This window comes from Shouchella hunanensis, from assembly GCF_028735875.1.
GTDB lineage: Bacteria > Bacillota > Bacilli > Bacillales > Bacillaceae_D > Shouchella > Shouchella hunanensis.
The window spans coordinates 1861237-1882562 of record NZ_CP117834.1 but is presented as its reverse complement, the minus strand read 5'-3'; the positions used below and the strand labels follow the sequence as shown (position 1 = coordinate 1882562).

Here is a 21326-nt window from a genome sequence, read left to right as displayed (position 1 = left end):
GAACCTCCTAATCTTCAAAAACAGGGTCAACAAGACGCGCTGTTACAACTTTCTTACGTGTATAAAAATCAACGCTATCTTTTCCATTTGCATGAAGCGTTCCAAAGAAAGATGATTTCCACCCTGAAAATGGAAAGAACGCCATAGGAGCTGGAACACCGAGGTTTACTCCTAACATTCCTGCATCAATATTTTCACGGAAATAACGGATTGCTTGCGCATCTTTCGTAAAGATACAAGCACCGTTCGCAAACTCTGATTGATTTGCAGTCGCTATCGCTTCTTTAAGATGCTTCACACGGACAATCGAAAGTACAGGCGCAAAAATTTCATCTCTCCAGATCTTCATATCAGTTGTAACGTGGTCAAAGATTGTTGGACCAACAAAGTAACCGTCATCACTCAATCGATCCCTTCCATCTGTAAGCAGTGTTGCCCCCTCTTCAACCCCGTCTTCAATATAGGAAATGGTTCTCTTTTTATTCTTCTCACGAATGACAGGACCCAAGAAAACACCATCATCAAGCCCATTTCCCATTTCCAAGTTATCTGTTTTTTCCTTTAAACGAGCAATAAATTCATCTGCAATAACCTCTTCAACCGTCACAACCGCGCAGGCCATACAACGTTCACCGGCAGAACCGAAAGCCGCACCAACAATATCATTCACTGCTGTATCAAGGTCCGCATCCCCTAAAACAACTGTATGATTATTCGCTCCTGTTAGCGCTTGCACACGTTTCAAATTTTCGCTACCTCGTTTATAGACATACTCTCCAACTGGTTTCGATCCAACGAAGGAAACCGCTTTAATTTCTGGGTGATCAAGAATACCGTTTACCACATCATGGGCGCCGTAAACGATATTAAACACACCATCAGGTAGACCAGCTTCCTTTAGCAAGTCTGCAAATTTTTCGACAAGCAAAGGTGTACGCTCTGATGGTTTTAGAATAAATGTATTCCCAAGAGCAATCGCCATTGGAAACATCCAACAAGGCACCATCATCGGGAAATTAAACGGTGTAATACCGCCAACAACACCTATTGGATAACGATAATTACTCGCCTCTACGTTTGTAGCAATGGCAGGCAACGAATCCCCCATCATAAGTGAAGGAGCACTAGCAGCAAATTCAACGTTCTCAATCCCACGCTGTACTTCACCACGAGCTTCTGTTAAATTCTTGCCATTTTCCATTGTAATGAGTTGAGCTAATTCTTCTTTATGTTGTTGCAATAGCTGTTGAAAGGAAAAAAGCACACGTGCACGACGAGGTACAGCAACATTTGACCACGCCTTAAAAGCATCCCTCGCAATTTCGGCTGCATAATGAAGCTCTTGTTTTGTTGAAAGTGGCACTCTACAGAGAACTTCCTTCGTCGCCGGATTAACCACTTCCTCATATTCTGTGGTCAAACTGTCGACCCATTTTCCATTTATGTAGTTTTTTAATGTGCGTACCTTACTTATTGTTTCTGCCACAACAATCCCTCCACCTATTAAACATATTGGTAATCGCTTACATTATAAGCGAACATAAAAATATTGGTTACTTATTGGTTATATATTAATAACATTTTGGATATGTGTCAATATTTTACCTGAATATTTTCTTTTGAATCCGCTTACAAATATAGGTGTTGATTATATTTTGAGTATAGTGGTATAGTATGAAATAAGAATTTGCGATGTAGGGAGTAATAGAATGAAGTTAGTTAGAATTCAAGAAATGGAAAATTACATTCTTGCAAACGGTACAGTCTCCATTGACGATTTATGCAACCGTTTCGACGTATCTAAAAATACAGTTCGACGGGATATTAATCGTTTGACAGAAAAAGGGGTCATTGAAAAAGTATACGGGGGAGTTACTGCAACGGATAAACCGTTAATTCCATTTCAAAACCGCCATCATGTCTATAACGATGAAAAAGTCCGGATCGCTTTACACGCAGCATCCTTTATAGAAGATCAAGACTTTGTTTACATTGACTCAGGTACCACAACGAAATGGATGTTTGATAACTTTCCTGATGATAAGTTTATTACAATTCTGACCAATAATTTAGACGTCATCAACGCTGTGTCTGAAAAAGAGAACATTGAACTATTTGTATTAGGGAACCATTATCAGGTCAAAACACGTTCATTCGTTAGTATCAGTGGTTTTTCGCTTAATAAGTATAATGTAGACAAAGCGTTTATGGCTTGTACTGGAGCTAGTATTTCTAAAGGGTTAACCAACGCAGACCTTCATGAATACGAAGTGAAAAAAAGCATTGTACAGAAAGAAAATGAGCTTTTTCTATTAGCCGATGCTTCAAAGTTCGGTAAGTCAACTATGCTTACATATGCTCCTTTGTCCCGATTGGACCACATTATCACATCTGCCCCATTAGATGAATCATATGAAGCATTCTGTCATGAAGAAAATATCGCGATACACACAGTTTAATTAATCGTTTAAGTAACAACTAAAAAGCGATGAACCTTTAAGGTTCACCGCTTTTTTCAATACACTTAAACGCTTCATCTTGAACGGAGCTTTGCAGTAGACACACGCTGTTACATATTCACCTTGCCCACCATGGTTACCGAATTTCTCCGTATAACCAAAGTAATCGTCAGAATCATCATGAGGGTTTGAATTATCGTATTAGCTTTCCATTTCATGTTGGCAAAAAAGCAATGACCACGTGAAACATTAATGGGCAAGACAACACGGTGTCCCCTTGCAGCCCTCCTAAATACAGGCCCTCCTCTACTACAGTTACCACTTTTAACTACGGTCAACAAAGTGAGTACATATTATCGTAATCACTCTTTACCGTGCATAGATGAACGAGAGCTAAAGTCCCCTCTCTCTTTATTCTGTTTCTCCTAAAAATACTCTCATGGTATCAACCATTTCCTTTGATTTCGTATGGTGCAAATAATGGTCTGCATCAATTAGCATCGTCTTGCCATGCAAGGAATTCTCTACTTGCTCTTCATGTAGTGGAATCCATCCTTCCACGTCTGAATTATCCGCTTGTATAAAGAGGAGCAACGGAAGTTCATCAGGGAAAGCCAATGATTGTGCCTCCTTAAAATTTGAACTAAAATGCTTCATTTCATTCAAATTGCTCGCGTTAAACAAATTTTTGTGTGTGATCAATCTCATCTGTTCTTTTGTTTCTTCATCAAAAGGCAGTGTTTCGTATGGGTCATCACCTAGGTTAATGACCAGTCTGCCTAAACCAGATTTTCTCAGGAAGTGAAAGGTACTGATTGGAAGTTCCTCGTCCATCCCACCTTGTGTTGGTACGCTCGTATCAATACCAACAAACGCTTGTACTTCATCTTCGTATTTGTTCACATAATTGAGTCCATAAATGCCGGCAATGGAGTGCCCCATTAAAATGTACTCATCAATATCTAGACTTTGCAGCGCTTCATGGATTTCAAAGACAATGTTTTCTGTCGTTCTTTCTTTATCTGTATGATCACTTAATCCATAGCCAAAAGGTTCGACAACAACGACTTTATAAAATGGAGCAAGCTCTTCGATAAGCGGTTTAAAATCAAGAGCAGGCGCAGCTGTTCCATAGCCTGGGAGAAGAACAATCGTTTCTTCACCCTCTCCCTCAATTAGCACATTCATAGTTTCGCCATCCACTTGCACAAGCTGTCCATACGATTCAATCTGGGCTTCCTCAAATTTACTGCTGATCAGATTGATAATAAAAACAACTGCAAAGAACAGGGCGATGACTAGAATGATGGCTGCCACTATTTTTAGAAGAATGGATAACACTTTCTTTGTTTTTTTACTTGTTCTGCTTTCAGTCTCTTTTTGTTTCACTTTCATCTTCTCCTGTCGATATCTTGTTGTACAACTCTTATCCGTTAATGAAAGTTTATACGATTAATATGTACTCTTAATGACGCCAATATGAACAGAATATGAACAAGTAAAAAAGCTACAGCCTCACACGGTGCTGCAGCAAAAAGGAGTAGTCGAAAGCGTAAAATAATCCTAGTTATGTTCCTAGATTAGATGAAGCCATTGATACAGGCAGCGTGACAATAAACGTTGTTCCTCGGTTAAGCTCACTTTCTACTCGAATCTCACCTTGGTGAAGCGTGACGATTTGTTTCACAATAGCAAGCCCCATACCACTTCCACCATACTTAAGGCTGTGCGATCGATCAGCCTTAAAAAAGCGTTCAAATATACGTTTCTGATCTTCAAGAGAAATACCAATACCTGTATCAGATACTCGAACCGTTACGTTTTTTGAATCTTGTTGAATGCTGACATCAATCGTGCTGTTCTCCTCAGAAAACTTAATGCTATTGCCAAGGAGGTTCGTCCATACTTGGTTCAACAGTTCATGATCAGCCGTTATCGCAACCGTTCTTAAATCCAGCTCAAAACGAATGTCACGAGCTGACCATTGCGGCTGAATGGCAACGATAACCCGCCTAATTTGTTCATCAAGATTGAGCGTGGTCAGATGCACCTGCTGCGAATTTGATTCGAGTAAGCTTAGTTTTAACAGACTGTCACTCATCTTCGACATACGTCCCGCTTCGGCAATAATTACCTCAAGATAACGATTTCGCTTGTCCGCCTCAAGGTCCACTTGTTTCAGAGCTGCTGCATAACCTGATATCGAGGTAAGCGGTGATTGGACTTCGTGCGAGACATTGGAAACAAATTCCTTTCGCATTTGTTCAAGTTGCTGTAAGTCCCGCATCATTTCTTCAAAGCTGCGAGCCAGTATGCCTAACTCGCCTTTTTGCTTAATCGTTAGTTTGACGTTAAAATCTCCCCCTGCGACCCGTCTAGTTGCTTCGGTTAGTTTTTTAATCGGCCTGACCAAAAACCTTGCAGCAATTAAAACCAATAAACTTCCAAAAATTAAGGAAAAAGCCAAGAAATAAAAAATCCACTTCACAAGAAAGGAAGAGGAAGACGGTGATACAGATTCGACAAACATGGCTTTTGTTCCCGCTTCCGTGGTCAATGGCATTCCTAAGCGAATCGGATTGATCCCGTTTGTTGGAACTTGCACCAGTTCTCCCGATAGTACTTCCTCTACCTCTTCCTTGGTCACCCTTGAAATACTATCTTCATCAAATGATCCATAAGATTGGAGTTCTCCAGTTTCTTCATAGATTCGAATGTGATAAGAGTTGAGCTGTTTCATTCCAGAAACAAATGAATCCGCTTCTTCTAATGGAAAAGTCTCATACAGTTGAGCAATATCTTGTCCAAAATCGAGCAAGGTAATTTGCAGGTTTTCGTTTAATTGCTCTTCAAATATCCACGTTGCCACAAAAAACGCAATGACCGTCCCTCCAATAACAGAGGACAAAAAGATTAGAACAACTCGTGTATATAAGGAGCTGATCATTTATACACCCCAAGCCGGTAACCAAGACCACGGACGGTTTCCAGTTGAAAATCAGGTGTGTCTGCAAACTTCTCACGCAGGCGCTTGATGTGGACATCGATTGTCCGTTCATCGCCTGTGTAATCAATCCCCCAAATTTGATCAATTAACTGCTCTCGAGTATAAACTTGTCCCGGCGTTTCAGCGAGCTTATACAGCAATTCGAACTCTTTCAACGGCAAAGTAAGGGATTCTGTTCCTCTTGTTACTTTATATGTCTGCCGGTCAAGAGTAACGTTTTCAAATTGGATCGTCTGCGTCACCCCAATTCGATATCGTTTCAGCAACGCCTGAACACGAGCCATCAACTCTAGCGGGTCAAATGGTTTCGTCAAATAATCATCTGTGCCAAGCTCAAACCCTTTTACTTTCTCCCATGTTTCGCCTCTGGCCGTCAGCATAAGCAAGGGCAATTTAGGGTTTGCTCGTCGTAACTCCTTGCATAAAGTCCATCCATCCATGACCGGCATCATAATATCGAGCACAACCAAATCCACATCAGTCGAGGCGTAGACGTCTAACGCTTCTTTTCCGTCCACTGCTTCGGCTATTGTATATCCATCATTCCGCAGAAATAAACAAACGAGTTCGCGAATGTTCTCATCGTCATCAGCAACCAGTATAGTAGGCATCTGTTTCCTCTTTCTCTTTCCCAATTTATAACCATTATACTATAAAACATAAACTCTCCCTATTCTTGCCCATCTCCCTATAAAAAAAGGAACAGGTGACCAAAGAACCTGGAACGGCAAAAAATCACCAGCCACAACGAACACCGTTCTTTACGAACGATGTTCGTTGTGGTATAACTTATTTGATTCCTTTTTTATAGAAAATCTTTTTCAAATCTTAGACTATATGGAGTGAAGGAAAATGAATAACCTATCTCATCGGATTGCTATAATTGGCGCTGGACTTGGTGGACTAACACTAGCAAAAATTTTACAAAATGCAGGATATACCCCTGTAATATACGAAGGGGAAGCTTCTAGACATGTACGTCCACAAGGTGGGACACTTGACCTTGAAACACACACAGGGCAAAGGGCGTTAAAAATAGCAGGTTTGCTCGATTTATTTTATGAAGTATGCCGCTTTGAAGGTCAGAGTAGTAAGACGGTGGATAAGAACGGAAAGATTTATCATGAAGATCGTGATGTATTACCAACAGCAGAAGGGGGCTCTCGTCCAGAAGTAGATAGAACAGAACTAAGGAATTTGTTACTGGATTCATTACAATCCGATACGATTTTATGGGGTCATACATGTACTGGTGCGGTACCAATTGATAATACGAAGTATGAACTTCATTTTGAGAATGGCCATACCGATGTTGTTGATCTTATCATTGCGGCCGATGGGGCTTTCTCTCGTATTCGACCTTTAGTAAGTGATGAAAAAGCAAAGTATTCTGGAATAAGTATGGTCGAATTGAACATTACAAATGCAGAGGAGCTTTTTCCTGAGCTCGTTGCTTATAATGGTCCAGGTACAGTGTATGCTTTAAGTGATTATAAGACAATCATTGCACAAATGAATGGTGATGGACGTATTCGTATTTATTTAGGCTTTAAAGCCGAAGCTAACTTTTTAGAAACGTTAGAGCTATCGAATAACGAACCTGAGATCGCTAAGCAGACATTGTTAAACTTATATTCAGACTGGTCTGATGAACTCAAACAATATATTATTTGTGCTAATGAAGAAATTACCCCAAGACGAATCTACATGTTACCAGTAGCTCATAAGTGGGAGAATAAAAAGGGCGTGACATTAATAGGAGATGCCGCACATCTTATGTCTCCATTTGCAGGTGCAGGTGCAAATCTAGCCATGTTAGACGGGGCAGAGCTCGCATTATCGATCATAAATACTGACAATCAAGAAACAGCAATCAGAGAATATGAAAAGAAAATGTTCGATTATGCTGCAAAGGCTTCAAAAGAAACAAAAGAGAATATGGACCTTTTCTTTTCAGAAGATGCTGCAGCTAAATTAGGAGCGTTAATGAATTCTTTTAAGGAATAAAAAATGTTAGTAATATAGGAGTAGAGAGTAGCATGAATAATGACAACCGTTCTAGCCGTCGTTCTCGACCGGCTAAAGACCCACTAAGCAAGGAACGAATTATTAAAGAAGCTTACTTATTGCTTACAAATGAAGGAATTAACGGACTGACGATGCGTAAAGTGGCAAAAGCTCTTGACACTGGTGCATCATCTTTATATGTCTATGTAAAAAACTCAGAAGAATTGTGTTCTTATGTGTTAGACTACAGCCTGTCTGACATTACCTTCCCCAATAATCCGGAAAGTAAAAAAACGTGGCGAGACAACCTGATAGCAGTATTGTTATCTTACCATGATAGGTTATATCAACATCCTGGTGTAGCTGAACTGGCCATGACCACCGTACCACTTGGTAAAAATTCAATCGTTCTAATGGAATATTTACTTAAGCAACTGTCATTCAGCGGGTTAAAGCCGGTGACTGTAGCATGGGGTATGGACGCCTTAATGATGTACGTAGTATCTTCAAGTTTTGAACATGCTTCTTGGAAAAAAAATGACCTTAAATCATTTCATTCAATGAGAGAGTCCCTATTATCAGTAGATGCTAGTCAATTCCCTGCTATTTTTGCGTATAAGAATGACTTATTTTCTGGTGATAAAGCAAAGAATGAGCGATTAATATGGGGGTTAAAGGTTATTTTAAATGGACTCTTTGCATCAGAGAAGCAAGAAAAAAGAACTATTTAGTGATGCTTGCCTTTAAAATGAAACGAAGCTTTTTTTTGTGAAATGATTGGGGCAAATTAACAGTTAATTAGCACACTCCAACCTTAAAAAAGAAGTTATCTACTTGTATTATTAGGCAATTTTTTTCATACGTAAGACATAAGCATTCCGAGTTGTGCAGGAGTATTGTCCTGAAAAAAAACAAATCCTAACGCTATTCCCGCTCAGTTTCCAACAGTTGAGCGGGGTAAATAGGAATTGTAAACTCCTTTAAGTTTGATCAAATGCTCTACGATTTAATCTCTGTTTCCTTTTGTCCATGAGTTCGTAATACTTCAGTTTTTTCTTCAACGTTTCTAAGTTATTCACTTTTTCCTCAATTTCTTTTTCAACCTTATTAGTGTGTGCTTCAATAAACATCTTTCTTTCATGTATAGTTTCATTCCCTTGTTTAAACAGCAAAACGTATTTTTTAATCTGCTCAATTGGCATTTCTGTATTCCGTAATGCTTTAATAAAAAGAATCCACTGTACGTCTGTATCGCTATAATACCTTCGTCCAGATGAGTTTCTTTTAACTTTCGGAATTAATTTTTCACTTTCGTAATATCGAAGTGTTGAGGCTGTTAAACCAACTATTTCAACAATTTCAGACATAGTGTAAGTTGCCAAAATGTTCTACCACCCTTTGTTCTTGACTTAAAGTTAACTTTAATTAGTATAATCGATTCATCATTAAAAAGGAGTGGTATTTGTGTCCAAAAAAATATTAGTAGTTGTTAGTAGCCATCCAAAATATCCAGGGTTAAACCGAGCAACCGGGTTATGGTTAGGTGAAGCAGTTCACTTTGTCGATAAAGTGGAGCAAGCTGGTTATGAAGTTGATTATGTTAGCCCGTTAGGTGGTTATACACCAATTGATCCACATAGCCTTGCTGAAGCAGAGGAGATAGATTGGAAATACTATCAAAATCCAGATTTCATGAAACGTTTAGGAAGTACACTTAAACCGAGCGAAATAAATGCTAATGATTATGGAGTAATTTATTACGCAGGTGGCCATGGAACCATATGGGATTTTCCTGAAAACGAAGAACTTCAACAAATTAGCCAAGCGATTTATTCTAATGGCGGGATCATATCCTCTGTTTGTCATGGAGCCGTTGGGCTTTTAAATATTAAAACAGTTGATGGAGCGTACTTGGTCGAGGGTAAAACCGTGACAGGGTTTACAAATGAAGAAGAGAAAATGGCGGAGTTAGATCAATATGTGCCATATTTAACTGAAACAGAGCTAATCAATCGTGGTGCAAACTTCCAAAAAGCCAACGCATTTGAACCTTATGCAGTAGAAGACGGTCGTCTTGTGACAGGACAAAACCCAGCTTCAGGAGGTCCTGTGGCAGATCTTGTCATCAAACAACTTCTAAAATAATTTTTTAGCGCAACGAACGATCTTATGCTTAATTGGAGCTGTATTCAACGGCTCACTTCGTGTACAGTACTGCTAAAAGGTTTGTACTAAAAGCTTTTCAGGTCAAAATATACACAAAAACAACCGATGATCAGTCAGTTGTTTTTGTGTCATATACTTGAATGAATTAGGCAACCATTTTTAGCATATCTAATAACTTTTTCCTGTTTAAAATGTATCTTTTATTGTTACTTAGTAAGGTCCTCGAATATGCTGCTCAACTTCTGATTTATAAAATGCAGCCAGATTTTTCAATTCCTCGGCTGTGAATTTAGGCTCATGTATAGCCTCTAGATTTTTCTCTACTTGCTCAACAGTTTTAAATCCAGGTATTACAGTTGTTACCTCTTCTTGATCTAGTATCCAGCGAAGCGCAGCACTCGAAAGATGCTTACGACCATCTTTAATCCAAGATAGGTTTTGAGCCAGTTCGACTCCCTTCTCGAATTCAATCCCACCAAACGTTTCACCAACATTAAATGAATTCCCATCACGATTAAAATTCCGGTGGTCGTCTTTTTCAAACGTGTGCGTGTTTATAAATTTGCCTGTTAAAAGTCCACTTGCCAAAGGAACTCTCGCAATAATTCCCACTCCTCGCTCCTTTGCCTTCGGTAATAGTGTCTCAAGGGGCTTTTGTCTAAGAAGATTAAAGATAACCTGCAGTGCCTTCACATTCGGATTTTCTAAACATAATAGACCTTCCTCTATGGTTTCAACACTTACTCCATAATTTCGTATCTTTCCTTCAGCTTGAAGCTGATCAAGTACAGCAAACACTTCTCCATTCTTAAGAATGTCAAGAGGTGGACAATGAATCTGGTATAAATCCAAGCGCTCCCTATTTAAACGTTTCAGGCTATTTTCGCAATATGAACGCACTTGCTCAGCGGAATACGTATCAGGTGAAAAGATATCCCCTGCTCGACAAAATTTTGTGGCAATATAGACATCATCTTCTTTCCCCTTCGTTGCTTGTGCAAGAAGCTCTTCGCTATGACCGTCCCCATATACATCAGCCGTATCAAAAAAATTCACACCATGATCCATTGCTGTTTCAAGCGCTTTCAAAGATTCTTTGTCATTCGTCTTTCCCCACGATCCACCTATTGCCCAAGTTCCAAAGCTTAGCTGACTAATCTTTAAATCAGTGTCTCCCAATTGTCTATATTGCAATTCCCTCAGCTCCTTCTTAACGTTTTACTTAGTTTAAACGTTATCTAACTATTTGCATAATATTAGGTGTTTTAAAAATAGCCTCCTACGTCTTAGCTAGACACTAACTTAGACTTTCGTGTATGCAAAATACGATAACTATATAGAAACTGCCTTCGTTTAACAAGTTTTTTTGAAATAAAACCTATTTCGAAGGGATAGAACAAACGACTCTAGCTAATGATTGAGCTTGCCATTTTCATCGTTAGTATGGGAAAAGGTCTTCCTCTATCATCGTGTTCAGAACGATGAATTTGTTTAAATCCCATATGTTTATAAAACTGAACCGCATGGGTATTTTGTTCATTAACGTCTACTACTGTAGCATGTAACGTTTCAACTGCATAAGACAGCAATTTCTTTCCTATTCCTTCTCCCATTACTGCGGAATCAATAAATAGCATCTCTATTTTTTTATTATCAACACCAATAAAACCTACAACCTGACTATTCTTATAAAAACAAAGAAGATGTTCTACGCTTCTTATGCCTAACAGAACATCAGGTCTAATTTGTTCTATATCTGAAGACGATAAAAAGCTGTGTGTTTCGTTAACACCAGATTCCCATATTTGTAGCAGTTTAGTTTCTCGATTACGATTCAATTGATCTATTGGCTTAATACCGTTCACTTCTATCCATCCCTTTCTTTGGCTATACATGTGTACGATCGTTTTTTGCTTATTATATCCTATTGTCACCCTCATTTACACAGATGGATCAAGTTAATCAACAATTTGACTAGTACGATTTTATAAGCTATTATGAAACAACTAAATGAAGGAGGGATTATAGATGATCGTAATTATCCGCGCATTGAACAGCTAACTTTATAGTTCAGTGGCTCTGGATTACATTTCAGAGTTTAGCGGAAATTGTCTGTCCATTTATATCTCTTAATCGATTATTGAAGAGTGTGGTGGTCTATCCTCCATGCTCTTTTTTATATACATTGACTTTCCTCCCCTCTAAAATGAACGTCTTAGAGACACTGTTCTATTTCTTTTTATGATGAAGATAAAGGAATAAATGAGGAGTGAATGAATAATGAAACAAACCAAATCAACACCAAGAGTCTGGTTTATCACCGGTGCAAGTAGCGGATTAGGACTTGAATTTACGAAAGCAGCACTTAGCTCAGGAGATAAAGTAGTCGGAGTTGCTCGAAATATAGCCCCATTAACAGAATTGGAAAAAAGGTATAAAACTACCTTTAAATCTGTTAAGTTGGATATCACTGAACGGGTATCTGTTTTTGAGGTTGTTGAAGAAGCCATTAATCATTTTGGTAAACTTGATGTAGTGGTAAACAATGCCGGTAACATGGTATTGGGAATGGTTGAAGAATTTACTGAGGGTGACATTAAACAACAAATCGAAACTAATTTTTATGGTGCCGTTTGGGTTAGCCAAGCTGTTTTACCTCACCTAAGAAAACAAAAGTCTGGTCACATTATACAAATATCGAGTATAGGAGGCATTCTTGCTGGCCCAATGACTGGAATCTACAGTGCAAGTAAGTTCGCATTAGAAGGTTTTAGTGAAGCATTAGCACAAGAGGTCTCTCATTTTGGGGTTCATGTATCTATTGTAGAGCCAGGCGGATATTGGACAAATTTATATACAAACATGCAGTTCACTACTATACATGAAGGATATAATCCTGTTCGAGAATTTTTAGAAACACAAAACGATGAAAGTAAAGATAGCCACCCTAAGGAAGCCGCCACTGCATTACTAAAACTGATTCATAACGAGAAGCCACCTTTAAGACTCATTTTAGGGAGTCACGTCTTTGATGCAGCCATTGAACATGAATTGAGTAAAGTAAAGACATGGAAAGATTGGGAAACGGTAAGTCGTTCTGCTGAAAAAGCCATTCCACACCCAGAGAATTAAAAGAACTACAACTAAGAGGACATTTCAATTTAGAAATGTCCTCTGCTTTATTTAAACAAACGTAAAGGACAGCGCAAATCTTCAACTAAACTTTGTCATCTACAAGTCCTCATGTTCCATTTGTCAACTTCTGAATAAAGCCTATGCTTGAACGTTCGATTCTTGGAAAAGCTTAACGTGGTCTATACTTGGAAGTTTACGCAATGCAGAACTACTTAACCAAGAAAGGCTAAATAGCATCATGGAAACCCCACAGATGAGAATGGGTATTTCTGTTGCAAACATCTCCCCTAGCATTCCACCTATTAAAGCCCCAATGGGCATTCCTAAAGCAGCTGCGCTCGTTATCAGGGTTATCACTCTACCAATAAAAGTGACTTCGACTTGTCTTTGTATTGATGAAAAGACAAGAATGTTTATTATGCCGATTGAAATAGCTCCAATGCTAAACAAAATCATGGAGAACACAAGTGGGAGAAGCGCCGTTCCAATCCACATCACACCTGTGCCGAAAAAAGAAAAGATGATTAATTTACCGAAATCTATTTGTTTTAATTTAGAAGCGAGAATCGTTCCAATCATAATTCCAATCGACATAGCCGCTAAATAAAACCCATAAGAAGCTTCTATCCCACTACCTTTCATAAGAGAAAACGCGGGTAAATTAGTCGTCATAATCACCATAGCCAGGTTAATAAAAACAATTGAAACAATCATCTTAGGAATAAGAGAGTTTCCAATATAAGTGAAGCCAGCTTTTAAATCAATAAAGTACGTACGAACTGCAGAACCTACGGATGTAGAAGGATCTCTCTTTACGTCTGGTTGTAAGAAGTTAAAAAAAGAATAGGCTATCGTGACCAGTATGAGACATGTAGCTGTGATGATGATAGCTGGAATGGTTCCTGTAAATGTAATAAGAATTCCAGCGCCTGCGAGAAACGCAATATCCATTGCTTCTCGAATGGTTTGCAAAAAGGAGTTAGCGGCTATCACATTATCTTTACCCACAATGATAGGCAGGATTGTTGATTCAATTGGATACGTAAATTGCGTAAATAGAGCTGTTATAAACAATAAACCAATTACGTACCATACATGTAGACCAACTGTGTAGTGCAATATAGGGATTGTAAAAAGGATAAGCGCTTTTAGTAGATTACTATAAACCAACCCGTTCTTGTACTTAAAATAGTTAGCCAACGGTGCAATTAAAAAAGATAGTACACCTGCTGAGGTGATCGCAAATAAAGCAAAACCAGAATACAGAACGCTACCACTCAAACTCAACACTAGTAACATTCCGGCTATTGCGTATACACCACTTCCTAGCGCATTGATGAAAACACCCATCATTAAAAGGATAAAATTCCTTTCTAACATAAACGACTCAAATTTTACCTTCATTTGTACCCTCCATTCAGACAATTCACTAAGTATTTCGTCAAAATAGGTCTTTTTATTTAAATACAAACCAAAAACTTTACTATTTGCCAAATTTATTTGATATAATTCCATTTACATAGCTATACAAAATGTGTGTGTAAGCGACTGTAATTGGATGGGGATACGTTTTTATTGCAAATGTTAACGTATATTATCTACTTCCTAATAACGCCCCCTATTTTTAATAAATAGATCGAATAAATAATTTATTGAAATGAGGGAACAAATGAGTATATACATAGGTGAAAAAATTAGACATTTAAGGATCTATAAAAAACTTTCTCAATCAGAATTAGTAGAAGGCATTTGTTCAGTTGCCTATTTAAGTCGAATTGAAAATGGAAAGACGAAGCCATCAAAACAATTTCTAGATAAGATTTCGAAAAGGTTAGACGTCTCTATCGAAATAATGGATCATAACAGTTCGACTAGTCTACAAGACAAGATTGTAACTGTACTCAATAAAGTAGAGGAAGAATCTAAATCGTTATCGAACGAAGAGGAAGCTCTCCTTAGAATGTCTCTATTAGAATTTCTTCAACCTTCTCTCCTCATTAGAGTGTTTTCAGTCTTATTAAATCATTCAATGACAAAAGGTGAAATGAATGATGCAGACACTATTTATCGTTCTAACATAAACTTAATTGATGTAAAAGATAACACCGAGTTTAAAGACCTTAACGAACAACAGATTTATTTTAGGCTTCATAATATATTAGGGAAGTATTTTTACTCCAAACAGAATTTCTCCCAAGCCCATTACCATTATTCAATATCAGAAAATTTAAACGTCGATAACACAACTATTGAAAGTGCCAAACTCTATTATAATATTAGCTTAGTCAAACAACGAATAATGGAAGACAAATCAGTAGCCCTCTACTATTGTAAGAAATCTTATGATCTTTTCCTAAAATTAGGTGATACCGAAAACATAGTAAATGTATTGGTAACCCTTGGCGTTCAATATCATTTGCTTTCACAATACGACAAATCACTACGGACTTTACAAGAGACTGAACGATATTTAGCTGACTTAAATGTAAAAAATAAGAATCGTTTATTAACAATGATCACGTATAATATTGGTAAAGTGTTTCAAAAGCTCGAGAAATATGACGAAGCCATTGTTTATTACAATAAAAGTTTAGCTAACCTCGAAAGTGATGTTAGTAAAGTATACGTTCTGAAAGGCTTATTAGAAATAAAACTCTTAAAAAAAGAATGGACAGAAGTCAAAGACCTCCTAGATACATGCTTACATTTGGTCAATCAACACCAAATGAGTTATTTAGACATTGAATTACATGTCATTAAAGCCATTGTTTTTAAACAAAGAGGTGATTTTCTTAACTACGAAAAATTATTAAAACGTACGATTGAACGTGCTGAAAAAGATAGCCATTCCATACTAATAAAGAAAATGGCGGAAGAATTAGCTCATTACTACTTTGATTTAAAATTTTACAAAAAATCTTCCGAGTATTACTTAATGGCACTTAACCATTCTTCTAGTGTGTAAATGGTGAAATGTTGTCCAAGCTACCTGTACCTGTCTTGGTAGTCCTTATGAATAGTGGTAAACGTACCTATTATTAAACAACTTCTAAAGAGCAATCGTAGCTGCCTACACGATCAATGAGATCTTTTCTTAAATAAAGAAACCCTTGAACATTCGTAATGACCTTTTGTTTTTTTAATTCATTTAAGAGTTTCGTAACCGTTACCCTACTAGAGAGGATCAAACTGGATATATGTTCGTGGGTCAACGGAATGTTTAGAATGTAATACTGGTTTTCAATTTCGCCAAACTCTTTGGACAAGAATTGCAATAAATACACCAACCTATTTTTCACAAATTTCTTTCTTTTAATGTGATTAATCATTTCTGTTCTCATTGTTGTGGTAGCCACTTTATTCAGTAGATAGTATTTCTCCTCTATTCTGTGGAGAGAATCCCAATTGTATAAAATTAACTGTGCCTTTTCTTTATTCGTTCTAAACTCATATACACTATTGATGCTAGGATCTGGCAGTCTTACAGCATCGTCTGGCTTTAAAACATTAATGAGTATTTCTACCCCATCATTGTGTAATTCCCATAATTGCAAAGTTCCTTCTTGTAGATAATAGACATACCCTGGCTCCATACTGACAATTTGATAGTCACTTAAAAGAATTTCTTTACACTCATTTAACATGTTCAACTCCACCTTTTTTTTTAATCCAATGAAGTAGTCTAAGGTTGAAATTAGTATTAAGTAATGGGAAGGTAATGACTTCTGGATGTTCGATCGAAATGCTTTCGCAATTAAGATCACCATGTAGATGGATTAATTCATTCAATTGATCAGACAGTTTTTCATTCACAGAACATTGATTAGGACTGTCAGTTAAAAAGCTAATAAGTAAAGAACCCTTGAGGTTTAATCTTTCTTGAATGACTGTCAGACTCTCAAAAAAACGCTTATAATCCTCTCTCCCAAACAAGTAAACAAATTCATTCTTCAGGACATTTACATAATATACCCCAGCAGATTCCATGCGGTTAATCACATTATTTTCTGTAGCAACAATTATAGGTAACCCGCATTCTTCTTTTCTAAGAGACCTTAAGACATCAAATATGATTTGACTTAATACATCCTTATCAATCGTGTAGTCAATCAACTTCACTTGGTTTTGTTGATGTTCTTTAAAAATCACGCATGGAGTAGAAATAGGGTGCTTATTGCATACTTTTTGCGTTAGTTCACTTGTTGCTACTAAAAACTGTTGATGGTTCATAATTAAACTAAAGGACCCTCTGGATCACCGAATGGACCTGGTTGATATTCATCAGAAGCTACATCAAGAGTTGATCCTCCAGCTACTAACAAAAAGCTTACCATTACACTAAACATGAATTTTTTCATCATAATCGCTCTCCTTTATTAGTTGGTACATGAATTGTATCTTTAAATTCTGATTAATAAGAAGAGGTTAAATTGTTGTAAATTAAACACACGTAAAGTGCTTTTATGAAGGCTTTAATTAACCACTCACACAAGTAGACTAACAGCTAGTTAAGTTTTTAAACTTATAGACCAATGGTAAGAGAAAAAGGACTCTTACACATAAAAAAATACCGTCTGGAACTGGTCTAATCTGCTTCCAATCCCTTGACGGCTTGCTTACAATAATCTATTTTATTGTCAATACACCTCTATGTCACGGAGGCCTTATTCAGACTTTGCACTGGATAATCTGACAATTCCTTTTCCGAAAAATTTAACCGAGCGATCACGTAATTCATGTAGAAGCGATCCATATTGGTTAAACCTAAAAGTAACAACTTTTTGTATAAAGCATTTGTGACCCATCTGTTAGCAATTAGAACCTCATTGTATAAATAAAGATGCATATTCTCTTTTGCAAAAGTAACTTGATGTCTTTTGGAAGCATATTCAATCTTTTCATCAATATGAGAACGATCAAAAGGCATATAGAAGTTAAGATCTTTCCTTTCTATTAAAGGGCGTAATTTATAAAAGAAACCGAGTAAATTCTCCGTTAATGCTGTTGGAGACAGATCGAAATGCAATAAGCCCTCCTTCGAATCGCTTTCAAACCTCCGTTGAAAATCGTTTTCTACTAGTTCTTTGTCCTGAGCATTTAAACGATTAATAAACGCAACATAGTGTGAGAGGTGACAATTATAAGCTTGATGTTCAACAACATAAGTCTCTGGTTGTTCATATTCTTTCATTTTATGATGAAACTTCATTATTTCAGCAATAATTGGATGCAAAGCATTTTCTTCAAAGTAATGTTCGCTAAAATAATGATCGAAAATTTTATTCGACTCTTTAAACAATTCATCTTCTAATTCCTCATTAAAAATAAGAACCTCTTCTTTAACGATAACTTCGTTCTTAAAAATAGGATTAAACGGGTGAGCATTTCTTAATATAGTTGCTGTAGATTGATAGTTTCTACTAAATTCAGCCTCATCAAAACTTGTTAAAGAACCATTCACGCCTTCTTTAAGCTCTTTTAACATCCACGATAAATCGCTGCGACTAATCGTGCCTCTAAGGTGCAAGTGATAGCCATTTTCCCACCCTTTATCAATCATAAAGTTGTAATTCTTTATAAGTTTTTTTATGGTAGCTTTTAATTCTTGAGATGGTTCTACCACATAACATTTAATACTATAATGCTCCATTTTTTAATACTCCTTCCTGAAGGTAATAGCGAATGTTTGAAAATGAGAACCTCATATATTGATTGGTTTCTATTTCTAGTTCTCTCTTAAAAGGAAAATGACGATTCATGGCCATATGAACGATGCTTTGTACAACGTAAAACAAGTAATCATCTGATAACAGTTGGCTTTTAGCTGCTATCAACAAGTCTGCTGCTAACTGATTGTATTCAATTAGCAGTGGATGTGATGTTTCATTGTAATCCTTTAACGCTTGTAACACGATTCCACGGTAATTCGTGCGTTTTTTTGCAAATGGTTTAACATATTTGCTCTCTTTCTCTATACTGTTTTCAATGTACTTGAACAATAGATTTGTATCTTTCCCAAGCAATCCATATAATACATAGCTAGAAAGATACAATGCACTTTCACTTTCATTGTAAGGTGAGTAAGCTTGTTTCAATACATTCATTACTTTTGTTTCAACTGAAAACAATTTATACACGAGATGGTACAGTCCATTTCCACCATATCTGTTTACTTCAGGCCGAAACAACGTTTTTTGGAAATCGTATAAACACCCTGATGAAAGCATTGATGATAAGATTTCTTCCCATTTACTCTCTTTTTCGAGATTTTTTTTGTATCGTACACGCATATGTTCTTTTTTATTCTCATCAATATAATTCACAATAAATACATCTTCTAACAGGTGATCTTTTTCATTCAATGCCAAAATCATGTTTTCCACTTTTTCTCTTTTACCACTTCTGTAGTACAAATGATAAGAATTTATACAAGGATCTATTTTTTCTTCTAATTTTTGTGCATGTACGATTTGCTTCGTATCGAGATCAAATGTTCCTTGATTTTGGTTATACTGTTTTGATGAGTAGATCCAATCGCTGACTTCTTCAGTCGATTCATCTAATTCCGGCGCTTCCATCAGTACAAGCTGATCCTTCTTGTTTATACAACTTTCCAAAAATAACATAGCCTCCTCATTATTGAGAGGAACAGGAAGCGTTTTATCTCCCTCCAAAAAATAAATATAATTATTTTGATTCAAGTTGTATTTATTCAAGAGGTCGTTAATCTTCTTTACTCTTTCCATCTTCGTACTTTCATGCTCAAATTTAATATTCATTCTAGCAGGTGACACAATGAGACTTTTGTATTCAATCCTGGGGATATATTCCAAATAAGAGAGATTTTCGATAGGAAAGTTATTCGGGTACTCGAAACAGTACCTAGAAAATTCACTTAGAAAGACTAAAGCAGGATGTTCATTAAAGTTCCGATAACTGAACAAATGAGTTGATACAGGATAAATTATTTGATCTTTGTGGATCATATGAAGGCGATTCTTATGGGCAACCATATCAATTTCATTCAAGGGAATTCTCCCTTTTAATTGATCAGTGTGACCGATGCAATCGATAAACGTATTGCTCTCAGATCGATAAGTTAAACCGACATCTTTAAAATAATTGCTAATATAGCTTATTTCTGAATAGCCGTGGGAATTCTCTCCTTTACTTTCCTTACAAGACGAAAAGCGGCCTGTAAAAGAATAACGAGGGAAAGAAAACGCGTTTGGAGGTAAAAGAAATCCAGCTTTACTCTCCACAATCTTGCAATCAAATGAAATAGGAACCCTGCCGTTCCCTTTTCTCCCGTATAATGCTTTAATCGATAAAAAGTCTTCTTCAGTCAGGGTAAGCATTGGTTTATCGCTTCCTATATGCCACTGCATTATCTTGTTCAGGACGTATTCTTCTATTTTTTTATTTTTATCATCAAAAGACAGGTGCTGCATAAACCCAAGCCCAGCGTCTTTATTTATCATCTCAAGTAAAGGAACCCTAGTGTAAAAACCATATTTCCCTATAAATTTATTGTAATAGTTGTTCCAGTCAATTCCTTGATGTTTATCGAAAAACGTCATTAATTCTAGGGATTCTCCGTTATCAAGGGCATGTTTAATTTGTTCTTTATTCTCCAAACGATCGTATATAGACAAATCAATAAGTAAGTACGAGGAACTTTTGCACAATGCCGCCATTTTCGAAATTAACTCTTTGTATACGTCTATCCCTTTGCCAACTTCCAATTCCCTATATTTATGTACTAATTCTTTAATCGTTTTTATAGATGAAACTAAATCAACATCGTAGTTACTATAGTTTAAAAGGTTTTCTAAAAAAGCATCAGCATCTCTATTGACAGAATAAGTAGAAAGTTCAGTTTTTATAACATCTGATTTTAGTAGCTCTTTTATAACTCCTAGCACTAGAGCTCTTTGAGTATCGTCTTGATATTGATCTAATAGTGTCTGACTATAAATAGTTGATCTTAAGGAGTCGAACAAGTCTTTCAAGAAACTGGAACTGTCTAAATAGATGTAGGCCGTGTTTTCTTTTGAAAACTTCTCTAACAAAAACTGTTGATCTTTCTCGTATAGTTTTGGATTTAACGTCAGTTTTATGTTGGAAAACGTAAGAATAGAATTTTCGAGTTTTCTTATTACATTTTGTTCCCATTCCAAAGATATACTTACCTGTTTTAATTCGGTCCGTCCATGAAAACGGTCACTGTCATTCATACAGATTCCTGAGTTAATACGGTTAGGCTGCGGTCTCGCCGCCATTCTTAATAAATAGTTCACTACGGTTTTTTTTGTTTTTTTATCGATCTTTCTATCTTCATCAACAATTTTTTTTAACTTGTTGTATAAGGGAGTACTATTCAATAAGATCCTTTCTAAGAAAGCCGAGTCTCTTATCACTTCATGCAAATACTCATCTTCTTCTTCAGTAAACAATTTGCGCACAGCAGAGAATTTTAATGCGGCTTTTCTTTTAATCATACGTACTCCTCCTTATGAGTTAAATCCAATTGTTCATTTCTTTTTCCCATT

The 21326-nt window shown here is 36.8% G+C and carries 19 protein-coding genes; 6 read left to right on the top strand and 13 right to left on the bottom strand.

Features of this window, described 5'->3' with window-relative positions; genetic code table 11:
• Positions 1-7: 7 nt before the first annotated feature.
• Positions 8-1474, bottom strand: coding sequence for a CoA-acylating methylmalonate-semialdehyde dehydrogenase (locus PQ477_RS09685; RefSeq protein WP_274273565.1), 1467 nt, complete (start codon positions 1472-1474; stop codon positions 8-10).
• Positions 1475-1709: 235 nt separating this feature from the next.
• On the opposite strand from PQ477_RS09685, the gene PQ477_RS09680 reads away from it, so the two are divergent.
• On the top strand, positions 1710-2459 hold the full coding sequence (locus PQ477_RS09680; protein ID WP_035392975.1) for a DeoR/GlpR family DNA-binding transcription regulator: 750 nt from the start codon (positions 1710-1712) through the stop codon (positions 2457-2459).
• A gap of 411 nt (positions 2460-2870) precedes the next feature.
• Here the strand turns inward: PQ477_RS09680 and PQ477_RS09670 are convergent, their stop codons facing one another.
• The 3 genes from PQ477_RS09670 to PQ477_RS09660 form a co-directional block, all read right to left on the bottom strand.
• On the bottom strand, positions 2871-3854 hold the full coding sequence (locus PQ477_RS09670; RefSeq protein WP_060704260.1) for an alpha/beta hydrolase: 984 nt from the start codon (positions 3852-3854) through the stop codon (positions 2871-2873).
• Between the two features lie 172 nt (positions 3855-4026).
• Positions 4027-5406: a sensor histidine kinase gene (locus tag PQ477_RS09665; protein WP_274273471.1), complete on the bottom strand. Its 1380-nt coding sequence runs from the start codon at positions 5404-5406 to the stop codon at positions 4027-4029.
• Positions 5403-6077, bottom strand: coding sequence for a response regulator transcription factor (locus PQ477_RS09660; protein WP_274273470.1), 675 nt, complete (start codon positions 6075-6077; stop codon positions 5403-5405). Before PQ477_RS09660 ends, PQ477_RS09665 begins: the two co-directional genes overlap by 4 nt.
• Positions 6078-6318: 241 nt before the next feature.
• Between PQ477_RS09660 and PQ477_RS09655 the strand changes: the two genes are divergently transcribed.
• Both PQ477_RS09655 and PQ477_RS09650 read left to right on the top strand, forming a co-directional pair.
• Positions 6319-7473, top strand: coding sequence for an FAD-dependent oxidoreductase (locus tag PQ477_RS09655; protein ID WP_274273469.1), 1155 nt, complete (start codon positions 6319-6321; stop codon positions 7471-7473).
• A gap of 32 nt (positions 7474-7505) precedes the next feature.
• Positions 7506-8204, top strand: a complete 699-nt coding sequence (locus tag PQ477_RS09650; protein ID WP_035392981.1) for a TetR/AcrR family transcriptional regulator — start codon at positions 7506-7508, stop codon at positions 8202-8204.
• Positions 8205-8453: 249 nt separating this feature from the next.
• Here PQ477_RS09650 and PQ477_RS09645 read toward each other — a convergent pair whose 3' ends face one another.
• The gene (locus PQ477_RS09645; RefSeq protein WP_148297212.1) at positions 8454-8855 is read right to left on the bottom strand and encodes a MerR family transcriptional regulator; all 402 of its coding nucleotides are present in this window, start codon (positions 8853-8855) and stop codon (positions 8454-8456) included.
• A gap of 82 nt (positions 8856-8937) precedes the next feature.
• On the opposite strand from PQ477_RS09645, the gene PQ477_RS09640 reads away from it, so the two are divergent.
• Positions 8938-9618, top strand: a complete 681-nt coding sequence (locus PQ477_RS09640) for a type 1 glutamine amidotransferase domain-containing protein (RefSeq protein WP_035392983.1) — start codon at positions 8938-8940, stop codon at positions 9616-9618.
• Positions 9619-9849: 231 nt separating this feature from the next.
• Here PQ477_RS09640 and PQ477_RS09635 read toward each other — a convergent pair whose 3' ends face one another.
• Entirely contained in the window at positions 9850-10833 is a 984-nt protein-coding gene (locus tag PQ477_RS09635; protein WP_274273468.1) for an aldo/keto reductase, read from the bottom strand.
• A gap of 212 nt (positions 10834-11045) precedes the next feature.
• Positions 11046-11573, bottom strand: coding sequence for a GNAT family N-acetyltransferase (locus PQ477_RS09630; RefSeq protein ID WP_274273467.1), 528 nt, complete (start codon positions 11571-11573; stop codon positions 11046-11048).
• Between the two features lie 346 nt (positions 11574-11919).
• Between PQ477_RS09630 and PQ477_RS09625 the strand changes: the two genes are divergently transcribed.
• Complete coding sequence (locus PQ477_RS09625; RefSeq protein ID WP_274273466.1) at positions 11920-12771, top strand: SDR family NAD(P)-dependent oxidoreductase; 852 nt, start codon at positions 11920-11922, stop codon at positions 12769-12771.
• Between the two features lie 141 nt (positions 12772-12912).
• Here the strand turns inward: PQ477_RS09625 and PQ477_RS09620 are convergent, their stop codons facing one another.
• Positions 12913-14178, bottom strand: a complete 1266-nt coding sequence (locus PQ477_RS09620) for an MFS transporter (protein ID WP_274273465.1) — start codon at positions 14176-14178, stop codon at positions 12913-12915.
• Positions 14179-14443: 265 nt separating this feature from the next.
• On the opposite strand from PQ477_RS09620, the gene PQ477_RS09615 reads away from it, so the two are divergent.
• Entirely contained in the window at positions 14444-15739 is a 1296-nt protein-coding gene (locus PQ477_RS09615; RefSeq protein WP_274273464.1) for a helix-turn-helix transcriptional regulator, read from the top strand.
• 73 nt (positions 15740-15812) lie between these two features.
• Here PQ477_RS09615 and PQ477_RS09610 read toward each other — a convergent pair whose 3' ends face one another.
• From PQ477_RS09610 to PQ477_RS09590, 5 genes are all read right to left on the bottom strand, one after another.
• Positions 15813-16418, bottom strand: a complete 606-nt coding sequence (locus PQ477_RS09610) for a Crp/Fnr family transcriptional regulator (RefSeq protein ID WP_274273463.1) — start codon at positions 16416-16418, stop codon at positions 15813-15815.
• Positions 16408-17004 carry a hypothetical protein gene (locus PQ477_RS09605; RefSeq protein WP_274273462.1) on the bottom strand — a complete coding sequence of 199 codons (597 nt, stop codon included), beginning with the start codon at positions 17002-17004 and terminating at the stop codon, positions 16408-16410. The genes PQ477_RS09610 and PQ477_RS09605 overlap by 11 nt, the downstream gene beginning before the upstream one ends.
• Positions 17005-17006: 2 nt before the next feature.
• Positions 17007-17135, bottom strand: coding sequence for a hypothetical protein (locus PQ477_RS09600; protein ID WP_274273461.1), 129 nt, complete (start codon positions 17133-17135; stop codon positions 17007-17009).
• A 287-nt stretch (positions 17136-17422) separates the two neighbouring features.
• Positions 17423-18424 (bottom strand): hypothetical protein, encoded by a 1002-nt coding sequence (locus PQ477_RS09595; protein ID WP_274273460.1) that lies wholly within the window; start codon positions 18422-18424, stop codon positions 17423-17425.
• Positions 18411-21275 (bottom strand): thiopeptide-type bacteriocin biosynthesis protein, encoded by a 2865-nt coding sequence (locus PQ477_RS09590; protein WP_274273459.1) that lies wholly within the window; start codon positions 21273-21275, stop codon positions 18411-18413. The genes PQ477_RS09595 and PQ477_RS09590 overlap by 14 nt, the downstream gene beginning before the upstream one ends.
• Positions 21276-21326: the final 51 nt, after the last annotated feature.